At 45.4% G+C, this 17,062-nt stretch carries 13 protein-coding genes and 1 pseudogene; 4 read left to right on the top strand and 10 right to left on the bottom strand.

Annotation, left to right across the window (positions count from 1 at the left end; translation table 11 throughout):
• Nucleotides 1–46: 46 nt before the first annotated feature.
• From CEX98_RS16185 to CEX98_RS16205, 5 genes are all read right to left on the bottom strand, one after another.
• Nucleotides 47–280, bottom strand: a complete 234-nt coding sequence (locus CEX98_RS16185; protein WP_099643068.1) for a hypothetical protein — start codon at nucleotides 278–280, stop codon at nucleotides 47–49.
• Between the two features lie 167 nt (nucleotides 281–447).
• Nucleotides 448–1,719 carry a sensor histidine kinase gene (locus CEX98_RS16190; RefSeq protein ID WP_099643069.1) on the bottom strand — a complete coding sequence of 424 codons (1,272 nt, stop codon included), beginning with the start codon at nucleotides 1,717–1,719 and terminating at the stop codon, nucleotides 448–450.
• The gene (locus CEX98_RS16195; protein ID WP_099643070.1) at nucleotides 1,697–3,046 is read right to left on the bottom strand and encodes a sigma-54-dependent transcriptional regulator; all 1,350 of its coding nucleotides are present in this window, start codon (nucleotides 3,044–3,046) and stop codon (nucleotides 1,697–1,699) included. The genes CEX98_RS16190 and CEX98_RS16195 overlap by 23 nt, the downstream gene beginning before the upstream one ends.
• A gap of 67 nt (nucleotides 3,047–3,113) precedes the next feature.
• Nucleotides 3,114–3,965, bottom strand: coding sequence for a D-hexose-6-phosphate mutarotase (locus CEX98_RS16200; protein WP_099643071.1), 852 nt, complete (start codon nucleotides 3,963–3,965; stop codon nucleotides 3,114–3,116).
• A 345-nt stretch (nucleotides 3,966–4,310) separates the two neighbouring features.
• Nucleotides 4,311–6,269, bottom strand: a complete 1,959-nt coding sequence (locus CEX98_RS16205) for a methyl-accepting chemotaxis protein (protein ID WP_099643072.1) — start codon at nucleotides 6,267–6,269, stop codon at nucleotides 4,311–4,313.
• Nucleotides 6,270–6,649: 380 nt separating this feature from the next.
• On the opposite strand from CEX98_RS16205, the gene CEX98_RS16210 reads away from it, so the two are divergent.
• A complete protein-coding gene (locus tag CEX98_RS16210; RefSeq protein ID WP_099643073.1) occupies nucleotides 6,650–7,945 on the top strand; it encodes a porin in 1,296 nt (431 codons plus the stop codon).
• Between the two features lie 89 nt (nucleotides 7,946–8,034).
• On the opposite strand, the gene asnB is transcribed toward CEX98_RS16210, so the two are convergent.
• From asnB to CEX98_RS16235, 5 genes are all read right to left on the bottom strand, one after another.
• On the bottom strand, nucleotides 8,035–10,050 hold the full coding sequence (gene asnB, locus CEX98_RS16215) for an asparagine synthase (glutamine-hydrolyzing) (RefSeq protein ID WP_099643074.1): 2,016 nt from the start codon (nucleotides 10,048–10,050) through the stop codon (nucleotides 8,035–8,037).
• 9 nt (nucleotides 10,051–10,059) lie between these two features.
• The gene (locus tag CEX98_RS16220; RefSeq protein WP_099643075.1) at nucleotides 10,060–11,130 is read right to left on the bottom strand and encodes an aspartate/ornithine carbamoyltransferase family protein; all 1,071 of its coding nucleotides are present in this window, start codon (nucleotides 11,128–11,130) and stop codon (nucleotides 10,060–10,062) included.
• Between the two features lie 109 nt (nucleotides 11,131–11,239).
• Nucleotides 11,240–12,661 (bottom strand): sodium:solute symporter family protein, encoded by a 1,422-nt coding sequence (locus CEX98_RS16225; RefSeq protein WP_099643076.1) that lies wholly within the window; start codon nucleotides 12,659–12,661, stop codon nucleotides 11,240–11,242.
• Nucleotides 12,658–13,089, bottom strand: coding sequence for a hypothetical protein (locus tag CEX98_RS16230; RefSeq protein ID WP_099643077.1), 432 nt, complete (start codon nucleotides 13,087–13,089; stop codon nucleotides 12,658–12,660). Before CEX98_RS16230 ends, CEX98_RS16225 begins: the two co-directional genes overlap by 4 nt.
• A 147-nt stretch (nucleotides 13,090–13,236) precedes the next feature.
• Nucleotides 13,237–14,478 (bottom strand): Zn-dependent hydrolase, encoded by a 1,242-nt coding sequence (locus CEX98_RS16235; protein ID WP_099643078.1) that lies wholly within the window; start codon nucleotides 14,476–14,478, stop codon nucleotides 13,237–13,239.
• Between the two features lie 278 nt (nucleotides 14,479–14,756).
• Between CEX98_RS16235 and CEX98_RS16240 the strand changes: the two genes are divergently transcribed.
• The 3 genes and pseudogenes from CEX98_RS16240 to CEX98_RS23565 all read left to right on the top strand — a co-directional run bounded on the left by CEX98_RS16240 (nucleotide 14,757) and on the right by CEX98_RS23565 (nucleotide 17,060).
• Nucleotides 14,757–15,164 carry a YbaN family protein gene (locus CEX98_RS16240; protein ID WP_099643079.1) on the top strand — a complete coding sequence of 136 codons (408 nt, stop codon included), beginning with the start codon at nucleotides 14,757–14,759 and terminating at the stop codon, nucleotides 15,162–15,164.
• A 307-nt stretch (nucleotides 15,165–15,471) separates the two neighbouring features.
• A pseudogene (locus tag CEX98_RS23560) lies at nucleotides 15,472–16,493 on the top strand (S8 family peptidase); the annotation flags it as partial.
• An 87-nt stretch (nucleotides 16,494–16,580) separates the two neighbouring features.
• Nucleotides 16,581–17,060 (top strand): proprotein convertase P-domain-containing protein, encoded by a 480-nt coding sequence (locus CEX98_RS23565; protein ID WP_242441737.1) that lies wholly within the window; start codon nucleotides 16,581–16,583, stop codon nucleotides 17,058–17,060.
• Nucleotides 17,061–17,062: the final 2 nt, after the last annotated feature.

Raw genomic sequence — 17,062 nt, forward strand, 5'->3', positions numbered from 1 at the left:
GAAAAGTGCGGTTTTTAGTAACAATTTCTTGCGCAAACTTTACTCGTTACTGTTGTGGTTGTGCCAACGTGATAAACAGACTCAATACCGCCAAGGAGACTGCAAAAACAACACATATCGTCGTCATACTCAACCCTGCCTGCCATTTAGCCACGGCAATGAATAGCGCACTTAATAACACAGCACATTTTGCTTTTGTTTGTGCCTGACGCTGAAAAGATTTGGAGTAGGTATAGGCGATAAAAATAAATACGCAGGCTAGCAGGTAGGTTAATACCATATCAAAGCTCCTTGCCAAAAATTAACCTAAGCTCGTAGTTATACCATTTAGCCTTAATGCTTGCCCAATTAGAGGAAGTAAACTAGAAACTAATCGGTACTACTTGGTGATCCAGAGTTTAGGTTAGTTATGAAGATACTTTAATTATATGCTAATGATAACTATTATCAAATAGAAAATATCATTTTCACTCTCCCTCCTATCTCCGTATTCTCACATAGGAGCTGTCCATCGTGTAGTTCTACGATGTTGCGGCTAAAGGTTAAACCAATACCCTGTCCTGCAGACTTGGTAGAATAAAAAGGGGTGAGAATATTGTCCAAGTTGGCAAATCCTGGGCCGTTATCCAACACTTCAATAACTGCTTGTTGTTGCTGATAATACGCCTTCAACACCAACTTAGCCGTGTCTGTATTTGCCTCAATGGCATTTTTGACAAGATTGATCAGCACCTGCTCTATCAGCGCTTTATCAAGCTCTAGACCCTTCACAGTGCAATCCACTTTAATATCAGTTGAATCAAATAAAGCCGCAACCGAAGTAAGTAATAACAAAACTGAAACCGGTTCACGGGCTAATGTCGGTGTGCGCGTAACCTTTGCATATTGACCAACAAATTGTCGTAAATGCTGACAACGTTGGCCAATAACACTCAATGCCTGTTGCTCTTTTTGCCCTTGCGCTTTTGCCAGTAAAGTTTGGGCTAAGGAGCTTATCGGGGTCAAACTATTATGAATTTCATGGCTAATCACTCTGATTAAATGCTGCCAAGCTGCCAGCTCCTTCTTACGCAGTGCCTTGGTGATATCCAGTGCAACCAACAGGTAAAATTGCTTACCTTCTTGAAAAAACTCACTGCTTTGCAATTGCCAGCGAGATTGCTGTGATGCGCTATCAAATTGCCACTGTTTATCTCGTTGTATGAGACCAAATTGGGTGGAGCTCATCCCTTTACATTCTTGCCATGGGCGATGGTAAAGCAGTTCAAATGCTCCGTTGGCGTAGGCTAGCTTGAGGTTATCGTCAAACATCAAGATTGGCGAATTTAAGCTGTCAATCAACTGATAGATAATAAATTGTTGGCTATGATAGCGACGTTTTTGGCTATGAAGTTGTACGCTTAGGGCCACCAAGCGCTGTTCAAATTCAGCGACGGCACCGCTGGTATAGTGGGGCTTAATGGTTTGCGTGAAATCATCTTGTGCAATGGCCTCTAACTGCCAATTGGCGCGCATGGCAATGCGTCTAAAGTGAGCCAAGACCTGAGCTTGAATACCGCCCAAACCCACTAATACGCTCAGTGATATCACCGCACACCATACAAGGTCCAGCTGTGATTGCAGCAATACTAAGCACACGAGTGTCGCACAACTTAGAGTCAGCAACGAACAATAGATGCCGAGTCGCCACTCGGCACTAGCTAGTACTTTTAAGGCCATACTTTTCTAAACGCCGATATAGCGAAGAAGCGGTTAAACCAAGTGCCTTTGCCGCCACAGTGACGTTGCCTTGGGCACGCAGCATCGCTTGCTCAACCATCTGCCGTTCGACTGCTTGCAGCGTTTGCCCCTCGCCGTCAGATACCAGCGTTGGCGCACTTTTAAAGCGTAACTGACAATCACTGAGAGCAATATCATTGCCTTCAGCCATCAACACCGCACGCTCTATTACATGGCTCAACTCTCGAATGTTACCTGGCCACGTATATTCTACCAGTGCAGCTTTAACAGCGTCGCTTAATGGACGCACGGGTTCACCATACTGATGACTAAACTTAGCCACAAAGAACTCAGCCAAAGGCACAATGTCACCATAGCGCTCTGCAAGGCGCGGTACATTAATTACGATGGTATTAATACGGTAGAATAGGTCTTCCCTAAATTTGCCATCAGCAACTAATTGCTCGAGCGCGCCATTAGTTGCACAGATCAGTCGACAGTCCGTCTGTTGAGTCTGGCTACTGCCAACCACCTCAAAACAGCCGTTTTCTAAAACGCGTAGCAATTTAGCCTGCAAAGCAAGCGGGATAGTTACAACTTCATCAAGAAATAGTGTTCCGCCTTGCGCCATCTTAAAACGGCCGACTCTGTGCTGCTTTGCATCCGTAAACGCCCCTTTACTGTGACCAAACATTTCGCTTTCAAATAACGACTCGGGCACGGCGCCCATATTCACTTCCACCCATGGACCATCAGCACGGTTCGAGTGTTGATGTAGCCACTTTGCAAGGTAACTTTTACCGACACCGCTAGGGCCTGTTAATAAAACTCGTGCATCCGTTTTAGCCACTTTTGCAAGTTGTTTATACAACCCCTGCATTGCAGTGGAATGCCATTGAAATTCAGTGGCAGGGGCCTGCTGCTGCGTAGCACTCGATTGCTTTGCAGTGATGGTTAATTGCTGCTGTATCGCCTCAAGTAACTGCTGATTGTCCCATGGCTTTTCAAGAAAGTCACAGGCACCAAGCTGCATAGCCGATACTGCCAATGAGACATTTCCCCACCCAGTAATGCAAATCACTGGCACTTGGTGAGACTGTGTCTGCAGCCAGTGTAAAAACGCTAACCCTTCATTACCTGAAGTAGTGTCACGGGTGAAGTTCATATCTAATAATGCCAGCGCAACCTTGTTTGATGCGATAAGTGGTTTAGCAAGCTCAGGTGTTTCGGCTTCTATTACATCAAAGCCATGCTCTTCTAAAAAGAAAGCGGCGCTCAGACGAACTTCAGAGTTATCGTCGATAACCAATATCGTAGCGTTTTCCATAGACGTGTTTTTTATTCTTCTATATTTTGATGTTGTGCGGAGCAGAGCTGCTCCGCAGCAGTTGACTCTACAACCAGCGGATCACAGTGCCAAGTGTGTGACTTTCTCCAGGCGCTAGCTGCACGGCATCATCCATTACATTCGCAGCCTCAAGACACAACATATTGTGGTATTCATCATCATTAAAGTTGCTTAATCGCTGCGACTTTTCAATCCAGGGATTCCAAAGCACACATGACGTTGAACTTTCGCGTTTCACTTCAATAATTCCTGCGGGTGTATTAATGGTTTGCACAGGGCCCGTTTGGGTATAAACCATATCGGTTTCACGTGCAAAGCCAACCACTTCATTTTGATCGAATGGGCCTTCACCAAACTCGATATATTTAGCACCTTGCAGTCCATCTACGGTGGTATTACTCACCTCAGGCGTTGGAAAATACGTATGTAGGGCTTGAGTTAACGTAAAAGATTCATCACCTGTATTAGTATTGGTGAGTCGCACTGCAAGTTGATCTGAAAGTACAAACTCCACGGCTAGGGTCGATTTATATGGCCAATACTGCTCTTCTACCAAGGTCATGGGTAAAGTGAGCTTAACGGTGATTTCATTGCTTTTTTCTTCTACGCTATCAGCACGCCAAAGTAACTTACGCGCTACACCATGGATCGGCCAATCTGCTTTGCTATGCACACCAAACCACGGCCAGCAAATTGGAATACCACCGCGAACCGGTTTCCCTTCGAGATAATCTTCTGCTTCAGATACCCAGATCAGATTACCCTTTCCTGTTGGCGTAAACTCAGTAAGCTGAGCGCCTTGTAAAAAGATTTTTGCTTGGCAAAATGCGCTGTCGACCCAAATATACTCAAGACCTGATTCGGTGCGCTCGATTGAAACTGAAGGTGATAATTCCATGATGATTCCTACGTCAACTCAATGATATCCCTACCTTACCACTTAAATAAGACGAGTAAACTGTTATCAAACCATTTTGAAACTTATTCAATTCGCGGTCATAAAAGCGGCATGGTGCAACCGACCATATGCTTTTTGATACCAATTAGCTTATTTTGAGACGAGAAAATTTTATCGATAAAGCCGCTACCGCACTCTGCTCACACCAAGATGCCGACGCTCTTGTCGGCAAGGCAAAAGATTTGCTATTTAGTTGTTATTAATAAAAAGTATTTAACGCGGTTAGGCCCAGATTTACTCCCTAAAATTGAATAAGCCTTAGGCCTAAATGATATGACCAACGCCTTACACCTTAAACTTACCAACCAACTCAGTGAGTGAACTTGAAAGTTTGTGTAATCTCACACCATTTTGGTTGGTATTAACGGCAATATCACTAACACTGTCTGCTGCATTTTTGATTTCGACAACGTTGCGATTAATATCCTCAGCAACGTGTTGTTGCTCTTCTGCTGCTGTCGCAATTTGCGTGTTTAAATCGCTAATATTGACAATAGCTTGAGTGATCTCGGTAAATTGTTGCTGGGCAGAATTAGTCAGCTCCACAGTCTTCTCAGTTCGCGTCAAACTGCGCTTCATCTCGCCCGACACCATTTCTGTCATCTTTCTGAGCTTATCAAGCTGTGATGCGATTTCTTCCGTCGATTCTGAAGTGCGCTGAGACAATGCTCGCACCTCATCGGCGACTACCGCAAAGCCTCGCCCATGCTCGCCGGCACGCGCCGCTTCGATGGCCGCATTGAGAGCCAAAAGGTTAGTTTGCTCAGCAATGCCACGGATCACACTCAAGATAGACATAATGTTTTCGCTTTCTGTGTCGAGCTGCATGATGTCTGACGTCGCTTTATTTATCACTTCGGATAAGGTTGTGACGCTCTCTACCGATTCGGTAATAACACGCTGACCAAGTTCTGACGCTTGTTGCGTTTGCCCTGCAAGCTCAGCTGCATTGGCACAGCTAGCAGCTACCTCATTTGCCGTCGCCGCCATTTCATTTATTGCCGTAGCGGCCATCTCCAACGCCTGTTGCTGTTGGCTCGTCGCCCCAGTGAGCTGATCAGACTGTGAAGCGGTTTGTTTAGAAGTTTCGTTAACCTGCTGCGCACACTCATTAATTTGCGCAACCAATTCCGCAATCAAGTTCAAAAACTGGTTAAAACTAGTGGCGAGTTTACCGGTTTCGTCTTTAGTTTTAATATCTAAGCGTTGCGTTAAATCGCCGCCACCTTGGGAGATTTCAGTAAGTCCATCACTCACCTCAACAATAGGTGCCGAAATCAATTTGGAGATATAGTTCGCTAGGACCACAAATATGGCAATTAAGACAGCGCTGAGAATGAGTATTGTCCAAGTCATGGCATTGGATGCCGCCATTACTTCGTTTTTCTCAACTAAGCCAATAAATTTCCAGCCTAATTTAGGTGATGTGTAAATATTGGCAAAATAGTCGTTACCATCAATTTCCATCTCAAATAAACCGTCACCATTTTGTGCCAGCGCTCGATAACGGCCATTGGCTATTTCGTTTAGCTTTTTAAATCTATGTTCAGCAAACTTTGCATCAACAAGCACATTGCCCGTATCTTCTACCAGCATTAGATAACCTGTTTCACCCAGTTTGATATTTCGAATAATCTTAGTTAGCCCTTTTAGCGACACGTCCATCCCTTGCACACCCACAATCTGGCCAGCGGCTTTAACCGCCTTCACTGTTGACACAATGACCATATCGTCAGGTGCCCAATAGTAGGCACTAGTACGGATCGTTTTTCCGCTGCCTCCTTGACCCGTTCGATACCAAGGTCTTTGCCTTGGATCATAGTTAGCATTCACTTCACCAAGCGGCCATTGAATATAACCTCCTTGCTGGTTTCCCATGTAAATGTACGCAATACCAGGATGCGTTTTACCAAAGTGTTCAAACAAGGTATAAGCTGCACGCTCTGTATCACTACCAGCCATTGAGTTAAGTTGGCTAGCAGAAGATGCAGCCATATAGGTTTTCACACCCTGCCGAGCATTTAATACGTCAGGATGCGAGGCTAAATAGTCCACGTTTTTTGCAATTTCATCAAAAAACATCTGAATACCGTTATCAACTTGGATCGCTTCCCTATCGCTTAACTCAGAAAAAGCTTCTATTCCCTGCTGCCGTGTTTCGTTGATGGTTAGTCCAGCTATGATGAGTAACGGCAAGGCAATTGCTGCCGCGAAGGATAATCTTAACTTTTGCGATATATTCATGAATAAACACCATTTCACTGATTATAAAAATATAGTGAGAGATATCCTATTCGGCAAGAATGACACCCAATATAGCCACTTGCCCGCCTAGTATTTCCTAAGGGCCTGCCAACTATTGCCGTCTGCTCGTCATTTTCGAAAGGCCATGCTAGCTCAACTTGTATAAACACCAATCAAACTGATGAAAAAACAAACTCAAAAGGTCAGCCGACGCTAAATATGGTTTAATAGGGTGTAACTTTGAGGTCTGGTAGGCAACAATGTTATTATAAATGTTTAATCTTTAGACCATAAATGTCATCTCCTTCTGCAAAAATGGCCTTTGTAGTCTATTATTCGTAAGAGGTTTTTGCGCTCAACCATTTAACAACGGGATAACTATGTTAAAACTTTCAACTATCTCACTTGGATTAGGCTTGGCACTTTGCTCTAATTCGGTGCTTGCCAATGACTCAGAGATTGACCTATTAAAGCGTCAATTGGCTGAACTTCAAAAGAAACTCACGCAGCTAGAGGAAAAAGAGCAGGCGCGAGCAAAACAGGAAAAACTCGCGAAAGCTAAAAAAGCTGAAGCGAAAGCTGAGACCACAACCAAAGTCGCAGCTGCAGAACCAAAGCCGAGTATCAAAGTCGGTGGTGCGATCCGAACTAACTTCAGTCACACGTCTTATGACGATGACAATAAGAATCGCGGCGGTGATTTTGACTTTGACATTTTCAGACTCAACTTCTCTGGAAATGTGGGTGGCTTCGGCTTAAATGCTGAGATCCGCTTTTTCGATTATATGACCGCGGTGAAATATGCCTACCTAGATTATGACTTTGCCGACCATTGGCAAGCACAGGTTGGTATGACCAAAGTGCCTTTTGGTAATTCACCTTACAACTCTCACAACTGGTTCTTTAACACCACTTATTACATTGGTCTTGAAGACGATCACGATATGGGTGTGGTATTTAAACGTAAAGTAGCAGATAACTGGCAACTCGATCTTGGCTTTTTCAAAAACGATGAGTTAGGTGGTGTCGATGGTTATGTAGATGACCGTAGTGATCGCTACTCATACGATGTGGTGGGCTTTCGCAAAGCTGGTGATGGCGTTTATGACAACCCAGCTCAACCAATAGGTGAGTATAATACCTTTGTTGGTCGCTATGCATATCACTTTGAACACAACGGTGGCACAACTGAAATTGGCGTCTCTGGCCTAGCCGGTGGTCTTCACGATGGGAACGATCGTGCAGGGGACTATAACGCTTGGGCACTGCATTTAAATAGCAACATCGGTCCTTGGAACCTGCAACTGCAGCACGGTGAATACAATTACGATATTGATGACGTAAACCGTATGGCCGTCGGTGCTTATGCGTTTTATGATTCGATTGCAGCAGAAGCCACGATGTCGAACTTTAACGTAGCGTACAACCTACCCGTTGAGTTTGGCCCGATCACTGACCTACAGTTTTATAATGACTTCGGTATTATTTACGATAAATCCGATAACACTGAAGATACTTGGATGAACGTCACAGGTGTTTCACTCGCCGCAGGTGCCTTCTTCACCTACGTTGATCTAGTTCACGCGAAAAACCAACCCTTTATCGGCGGTTCAATCGCAGGCGACAGTGATGAAAGCGAGCGTCGCTTCAACATTAACTTCGGTTATTACTTTTAATCTTAGGGATTAATACCAAAAAGGCGATGCGCTCAATGGTGCATCGCCTTTTTATTACCTTATTTTCTGTTATACCAATAAGACCAACGTTAGTTTGTAGCTGCCCTCCAACCTAGGCGTTCTGCTTCAGCAGCAGCAAATTGTGGTAGGTCTGCCGCGATAAATTGCTGATGCAATATTTGCACACCAAGTAAGTGGTTGATCACTGCATCGAGTTGCACTTTGAGTGAATCATCAGCATCTGGTGACTCATGTAGCTCGAATAATCTATTAACAGCTTCAAAGTCCAGCAATCCAGCAGCTTCTATCGCTTGTCTAGACAAGTATTTATCGGCCAGTACCCGCATAGCAGTCCACTTTTTCTTATCTGAGTGTGCTGGAGGCGCCATAAATGCAAACTTCTCGCGCTCGTATAACACCTCTGGTAATAGTCCTTTCATTGCTTCACGCAACACGTATTTTTCTTTACGATCTTTAATGCGGAATTGAGGGGGAATAGTAAAAGCAAACTCCGCAAGATGATGATCTAAAAATGCAGGTCTAGCTTCCATCGAGTTAGCCATGTCTACGCGGTCTCCACCCCAAGTTAATATTTGCCCTTCGAGCATGGTCTTAATCCACACATACTGGGCCTTGTCCAGAGGATGGCGGGACTCCAACATAGCCTTGTCCAAAGTTTCGGCTATTGCCTTCCCTGGGTCATACCCTGTGAGCCTCTCTCTATGCTGGTTAGCAACGAGTTGATGGGCAAAATTGCTACACGATAGCCAAGGCTGTAGACAGCTCGGTGTAAAGCCTACGACTTCATCTAATGCCGCACTGTCGTATTGTTCACGCGATAACATCGCCCCTTTAAACAACTTATTGCTGTCTTCCAGCATTGCCTGCCACTGTGCTTTTTCAGCGTCATCTAGCTCATCTAGACCATACAAAAATAGATCTTTTCTAAATGCGGGATAACCGGCAAATAGCTCATCGGAGCCCTCTCCGGTCATCACAACTTTATAATTTGATTCGTTAACTTGTTGGCTCATCAAGTATTTAGCAACACCAAGGGTATTATAAATAGTTCGTTCGGTGTGCCATAAGGTTTGCTCAAAATGGCCATATAGTTCATCACCACTTAACGACATAATATGATGATCGGCTTTGGTGGCTTGTGCCATCTGCTTTGCAATTGGTGTTTCGTCATACTCTGCACTATCAAAGCCAATGGTAAAGGCTTTAATTGGCGCCTGTGCTGCGGCCGAAGACAATCCCAAAATGGCGCATGAGTCTATACCGCCACTTAAATAGCACCCCACAGGCACGTCGGCGGTTAGCCTTAGTTGTACCGCCTCTAGCAGCTGTTTACGCACGCCATCAATATAGTAGTCTTCGTCTTTACTATTGAGGTATCCCTGTGCCGGTGGAAAGTTGACATCCCAATAGGGTTTATCTTCGATACTAAACCCCTGCTCACTTCGTGTAATACTCACGACATGCCCAGGTTTAATTTGATGTACATTCGCAAACGCCGTACTACCGGGCACCATGACTTGAATGAGTTGATGAAATAACCCTTCGCTTGAGAATTGTCGCTTTACTTTTGGATGTGCAAACAACACTTTGAGCTCGGAACCAAACACAATTTCATCTTCTGTTTGGGTGTAATACAAAGGTTTAATCCCAAAGCGATCTCGCACTAAGTGCAAAGTATCTGTGTGTTCATCGTACAAAGAAAATGCAAACTCGCCGCGCAGATTCGTCAGCATTTCCTCGAGACCAAGCTGTTGATACAGATGCATGGCAATTTCTGAATCGCTCTTACTTTGGAACCTTGCTCCTTTTGCGACTAATTCAGCTCGGATCCGAGCATAGTCATAAAATTCGCCATTGTGTGCCAGCATTAGGCGCTTATCAGAGCTGATAAAAGGTTGTCGCCCTCGTTGCTCATCAAGGTCAATTATCGACAGTCGGGCATGGCTAAATCCCACCCCTGCCATTTGTTTATAGCCAAAACCATCAGGGCCGCGATGATGTTGAATAGCAGCCATATTTACCAGTAATTGATCATCTAATTGTGTTTGCGCTTGCTTTGAAAAAATACCTGCAATTCCGCACATAATAACTCCCTAAATCACATCCATTACGGTACTGGCACGCTGTACCATACAGGTTAACAACGCTTGACGTAAAAAGACGGCACCACGTGCCTGGCTAAAGTACCAATTGTGCGGTGTTGCGTCCAAACTGGTACATAATTCCTCTCCTCGCGCCAACGGATGCAGCACGATAGCCTCGGGCTTAAAGGGAGAATCGGCGCTCAACTTAAACGACTTACCATAGGTTTCGAAGCTTTCACCAACCCACGCAATTGAGTTGATATACACAACATCGAGTTCAGGTAATACGGCATTAAGATCATGACCAATTGATACCTTAACCCCAGCTTCTTCAAGCTGTGCTAGTTGCTCACTCGACACCGCTTCCTCAACACTCTCGTCGTAGAGCAGGAATATTTCATCTACAATGCGTGGAAAGTGTGTAAACATTTTTAGCAGGCTGCGTACCGTACGCATCTGGCTTGGCACCCCAATCACGCCAATTTTTATTGGGCTAAATGCTTCACTGTCGGGCAGCAGCAACGATGGCCGCCATTTAAAAATCGTATAGAGATCAGACATCGCTTGTGTTGGGTGCTCATCAATGCCGTTACCGGCGTTGATAATTGGGATCCGTAGGCTGTGGATCATTTCTTCTATGGACTCTACCGAGGTATCCCGTAACACCACACAGTCACCATAGTTGTTGAACATTTCAGCGACATCCTGTAGCGATTCACCTTTGGCAATCCCAGTTGAGGAGCGGTCAGTGATCGACATAATATCGCCCCCCAATCTGTGCCATGCACTCTCAAACGAGAGGCGCGTGCGCGTGCTAGGTTCATAGAATGCGCTGATCAAGATTTTGCCACTTAACGGAGAGCTAAATCTTGCAGGATTACTCTCATACTTAGCGGCGAGTCTAAATAACTGGATCAGCACATCTCGGTCTAGGTGGTCGACACTAATAATATGTTTGTTTTCTAGACTGTGAAGCCTGTCACCATCTTCTTGTATCGCTCTGAGTAGCGCTTTAGGGTGTGCATCCCCATATACATCCGGCTGCGCTCGATCAAACTCTACTTGCTGCGCACTTACCATAACTGCCTCTTCTTATAATCAATAAGGAACATAACGACAAGGACAACAGGACATAAACAACTGAGCACAATGGCCAGCCAAATTAAGCCAGAAAATGCGGTCAACGAGATCATACATCCTCCACTTTGCTTTGTGCGCCCAACACTTGCCAATGGAATGATTGCTGACTAAAACGCCATGCAACCACACAAATAACCAATGACACTGCACAGGAAATTAATGCAGCGACATAAAAACCAATATAAAAATACCCCACTAAACCCGACACAGTGCCGAGCAACATTGCCCAGCCCGCGCTACTGCCCGTCATTCGCGCAAAATACAAACCGAACACGATAGGCCAAATGGTGCTCGCAACAAAAGCGCCTGCAAAATTCAACAAGGCACCCAAAGTGGCGATTTTTGGCAAACACAATAACCAAGTCACTACGCCTAAGATGACAATAATCCACTTGGCGCTTTTAAGCCGCTGGCTGTCACTCGCTTTTGGGTTAATGTATTGCAGATAAATATCTTGATTGATGAGATCAGAAGTTGCGGCAAGCAAGGAATCTAGGCTCGATGCTAACGCTGAAAACACCACGATAAACAGAATAATAGAGCCCGCATAGCCCAGCACTTGGCTTGCCACCAGCGGCCCAACCATGTCTGCACTTGCAGGGTACAAGCCGAGGCTCGGTGCCGCCAACGCGATAAATCCGGTGACAATAGGAATAGGTAACCAAAGTAATCCAGCAATAAAGTACGCCTTTTTGCCCACGCCTCCCTTAAAAGCAAATGCCCGTGACCACCACACGTTACTGTGAAAGATCTCTCCTAAACCGAAAAAGATATTGTTGAATAAAAACATCACAGCAGCTGGAAACAACAGGTCGAGCAGCTTCGGATGATCGCCACTGAGCTTCTGATGGATTGGCTCTAACCCGATATTGGTAGCAACCACAATGGCAATGCCCACCACTCCTGCCAAGATAATAATGGCTTGAAGAAAGTCGGTGGCTATGACCGCTTTTAATCCACCAAACAAGGTATAAATCACACACATCAGCAAAATAATTGACATGCCAAGGTGGTAATCCAAACCACTTAACGTATTTAATAAAATGCCGCCTGCCATGCCCAAGCTAACCAGCCAACTCATGGCATAAACAAAAGAGATCAGCAAAAACACCCACCAAGAAAAACGCCCAAAGCGCAGACGAATAAAGTCTCCACTGGTGTAGCCGTGGGGTAATAGACTTTTTATGCGTTGACTAAGCGGTGCAAATAACAGTAATCCAAATGCTGCACAGGCATAACCTATCATGCCCCATACACCAAATTGATAAGTCAGTTGAGGTGCCACCAAAGTGGTGTTACTGGTCACCCAAGTAGCCATAGCCGTAGCGCAGGCAAACGCGAGCCCTACATTTCTGCCCGCAAGCGCAAATTCATTGTGTGACTGCACACTACGACCGATCCACCAGCCAAATAGCACCCACAGTAATGCGAATGCCAAGGCCAACCCTAGCGCCAACGAAGCATCAATCATCGCGCTTCCTTAATACGGCTTTGCTTACTCCCTACCACAATCAGCACAACCAGTAGCGCAAATAAAAATAAACCCAGTGCAAACAGCGCGAGGGCAAAAGTGAGGTTGTGATGGTTTACGGTGAAAGAAACTGAAGCTGGCGCTGTATGAGCCGATGGTACGCCCAAGGTTGCGAGGTAGTCACCATCTGCTAAGCCACTAACGGTTACCGCTTGCTGAGTTGGCTTCAGCGACAATGAAACAGAGTATGGTGTGGTAAGGTGCTGAATAATGAGCTCGGTATCTTGCTCAGGTGGAGGGCCTGTCCGTTCGATATGCAGAGTAATAAAGCCAGCAGTCACGACCTCATCGCTCACCCTCAATGAGGCGGCAAGCCCATTAAAGCTCGCAGCAAGTAAAACCAAGGTGACGACTCGGGCGATCCACATCCTCATATTCCCTAGCACCAGACATCGTATTCAACATGCCCACATGCTTTGCTATCCACATTATTCTAGTAGTATCAAAGACTAGACCATGGATCAAATTTGTCTAGTCACTCAGTCTGAATTAAGATCAAGAATAAGCTTGTAGACCTATGTTTTTAATGCCTTTTCTTTAATACATCGCAATAGTAGATTGCTCCCAGCCTCAACGTCATGCCAATGACTCCACTCATCAGGTGCATGGCTGACACCATTGAGAGAGGGAATAAATATCAACCCTGTTGGGCAAATCTCAGAAAAAAACTGACTGTCATGACCCGCACCGCTGGGCATAATTTGATAGTTAAGTGATAAAGCCTCTGCCTGCTGGCTAATAAACTCCACCACCTCAGGGCTACATTTCATCGGTGATAGCCAGCTAACCTGTTCATATTCAAACATGAGGTGATGCTTACGAGCAATGGCAGAGAGTGTTTTACGACAGGCATTTTCAAGGTTTTCCATGACCGTCTCATCCATATCTCGCGCCACTATGGTAAAGTCAACCTCCCCAGCTATCGTATGGGCAAATCCTGGTTTGAGCTCAGCCTTACCTACCGTGATGCGAGTAGTATCTGTTCCATCTTCAGCAATAATCCGATCTAACTGGTAAGCAAAATCAGCTAACCCCATAAAAGCGTCACTGCGCATTTCCATCGGCGCGGTTCCTGCGTGATCGGCTTTGCCAATTAACTTAACGATCCATTTAAATACGCCAGATATCCCCTCAACAACACCAATTTGAACCCCTTTTTGGTCTAGTACTGGTCCTTGCTCTATATGTAGCTCAAAAAAGCTGTCGATTTGCTCAGGCTCGAGCCGAGCATTCAGTGCGTCCATCGGCTCTAACCCTTGAGAGCGCATTGCATCGGTCAGCATATAACCATCTGCATCATGGCTGGTTAAAAGCTGGTGTGGCGTTAACTTTCCGGTTAAGGCTTGAGCGCCAATCATACCGCCAAAACGTCCTTCTTCTTCACTCGTGCCTATCACCCACACCGGCCTATCTAACTGTGCAGCTTGCTCTTTTAATACACGTAGACATTCAAATCCAGCAATCACCCCAAGCGTGCCATCAAACATTCCACCAGCAGGTACGCTATCGAGATGCGATCCAATAATCACAGCGGGCTTCGCTGCGATATCTGGATTAGTCATTTCAATGATGACATTGCCAACACCATCCATACGGCTAACAAACCCCTCATTCTGCGCGCACTCCATTAACCACTTCCGTGCAGCAAAATCTTCATCACTAAACCCTTGGCGATAAATTCCCTTATCTTCATGGTTGTAGCCGAACTCCGCGAGCGCAAATAAGGTCGACTTTAGACGTTCTAAATTTACTTGCATACATTGCTCCTCAAGTTTCAGTCGCACGACTTCCTTGTAATACCAATAGAATGAATAACCGATCCACGTTAACGGATTTATTCAAACAATTGACGTAATCACTTTTCAATTAGACACTGACGCCCGACCGATGATCACATTGCATTAGCTTAGTTGAAAATTAGCGAATTTCAGCCCATGTGGTATGCTTTTAACATGATGCCAACCTGCTTATTTTTGCTTTTTTCTAACCAATAGCTGGCCACCCCTTGAGAGGCCTGCGCTGCAGAGAAATGAGAATGCCGATACCGAAAAATAAAGTCCCCTTATTTAATCGCTGCTTTTGGCTGCATGTTGCCGGTATCTTATTTGTTGGGTTGGGTTTTATTGGCATGGCACTGCCGGTGATGCCAACGACCATATTTTTTATTCTGGCATTGGCCTGTTTTACGCGCTCGTCTCCCAAACTAGAAAGCTGGCTGCTGACACACCCTAAATTTGGACCAAGCCTTGTTGCATGGCGGCAATATCAGGTTATTCCTGTAAAAGGTAAAATTGGCGCTGTGGTCGGCATGGCTATTGGACTGATTGCGCTTAGTTTTAGTGCCGCGCCGGTCTGGGTGGTTTATATGGTCGCCATTATTGAAGCTGCCGTATTAAGCTACATCTTTTCTCGCCCATCCTCGCCTCCTATCAGCACAAAATAAAAACAATATTTAAACAAGCAAAACCAAAAAGTTTACATAAGTACCTTTTTACGGTATATCTTTTGTTCTTGTATAAGAAACAACAACAAGTTGAGATACCATGAAAATAAAAATAACTTATCTAGCTACCTTGCTAGGCATAATGGCTGGCACCACACATGCCCAACAGGAATACCCTCTATTTCCGGGTGATCCACTCGTCGATCAACAATGGCACCTTAAAAATACAGGGCAGGATGCATTTTCTGCTCGTGGAGGTGTCGCTGGAGAAGATTTAAACCTTAGTCTAACGCATGCACTCGGCATTATGGGGACAGGTGTAACCACAGCTGTGATCGATGGCGGGGTAGAGCTAACCCACCCCGATCTCATTGATAACGTCAAACCCGGTTCATGGGATTTTCTAACCAACTCACCTGACTTAAAACCGGCCAACAGCGGCGATAGTCATGGAACCGGAGTTGCAGGCATTATCGCCGCAACCGCATTTAACGGTATTGGTGGCGAGGTGTCGCACCGCGTGCAGGTTTAGTCGGATTTAATTATCTTAAAAATGGCAATATGGAGAATTGGCTACAATCTCACGGTATGTACTCAGACGGCTTTAATAAAGCTTCTTTTGACTTTCCACGAGTATTCAATCAAAGCTATGGTCGCACTTTGTCATCACCACAAAGCTTTGATTACGAGTTATCACCTTGGCTACAAACCTATGAAGATGCGCAACAAGAAATCACCACTACAAGCCATAGCGGCCGTGGCGCAATATTTGTAAAATCGGCGGGAAATGGTTATCAAGTACAAAGCTTTAATGCCCGCGGACTTGGACCTGGTTACCTTTGGTTTGCCAATAATAACCATGGACTCCCGATGCAAAACGTGAACCTCGAGCGCATTGATACGAGCTACTGGAACCTAGTGGTGTCAGCGTACAACGCCGATGGGCAGCGCTCTTCGTATTCAACCGTAGGCTCAAGCGTGTTTGTTAGTGCGCCTGGCGGCGAATATGGCTCCACTACGCCTGCAATTATCTCAACCGATATCAGTGGCTGTGACTGGGGAAGAAACCCAGCTAACCTGCGCAATAACCTACATGGTGGACACCCACTTGACCCTAACTGTGACTATAACGCGACGATGAATGGCACCTCGTCTGCAGCACCAAACACCACAGGTGCAATTGCGCTCATTATGTCTGCAAATCCTGCATTAACTTGGCGCGATGTAAGGCACATCCTTGCTTCTACCGCTCGTAAAATTGATGCTGATAACCCTGGCGTCACCCTCAATTTCAACAACGCCGCAGGTGAAGCACAAGTGTATGATGCTATCCCAACATGGCAAACTAATGCTGCCGGTTATCACTTCCATACTTTCTATGGGTTTGGTGCCATTGACGTTGATGCAGCAGTGAATATGGCTAGATTTTATAACGCCGATCGCGGTCAATTTACGATTACTCCATGGCAACAAATTGATGCTAATGTCGCAATCCCTGATGCTAATCCAGCAGGTGTGGAAAACTCGGTACAGATTGACAACGATGTCACCATTGAAGCAGTACAAGTTCGTGTGACCGCGGATCACACCAGTACAAGAGATGTAGCAATTGAGCTTATCTCACCGTCTGGAACCCGAAGTGTGCTAATGACGCCAAGAACCGGAACTATTGGGGGCCTCAATGGCTTCAATAACATGCAGATGCTGTCACATCACTTTTACGGTGAATCAGCACAAGGCCAATGGACTATTCGCTTAATTGACACGCAAGGAGAAGATGAAGCATTTGTCTTTGATCCACGCAGCGGTGCCGAAGATATTCGTGCTGTACATAGAAACAACGAGCAAGATGGTACGCTAACATCTTGGCAAATTCGTTTTATTGGTCATAACTAAGG

Origin of the sequence: Pseudoalteromonas piscicida (assembly GCF_002744175.1) — a bacterium.
GTDB classification, from domain to species: domain Bacteria; phylum Pseudomonadota; class Gammaproteobacteria; order Enterobacterales; family Alteromonadaceae; genus Pseudoalteromonas; species Pseudoalteromonas piscicida_B.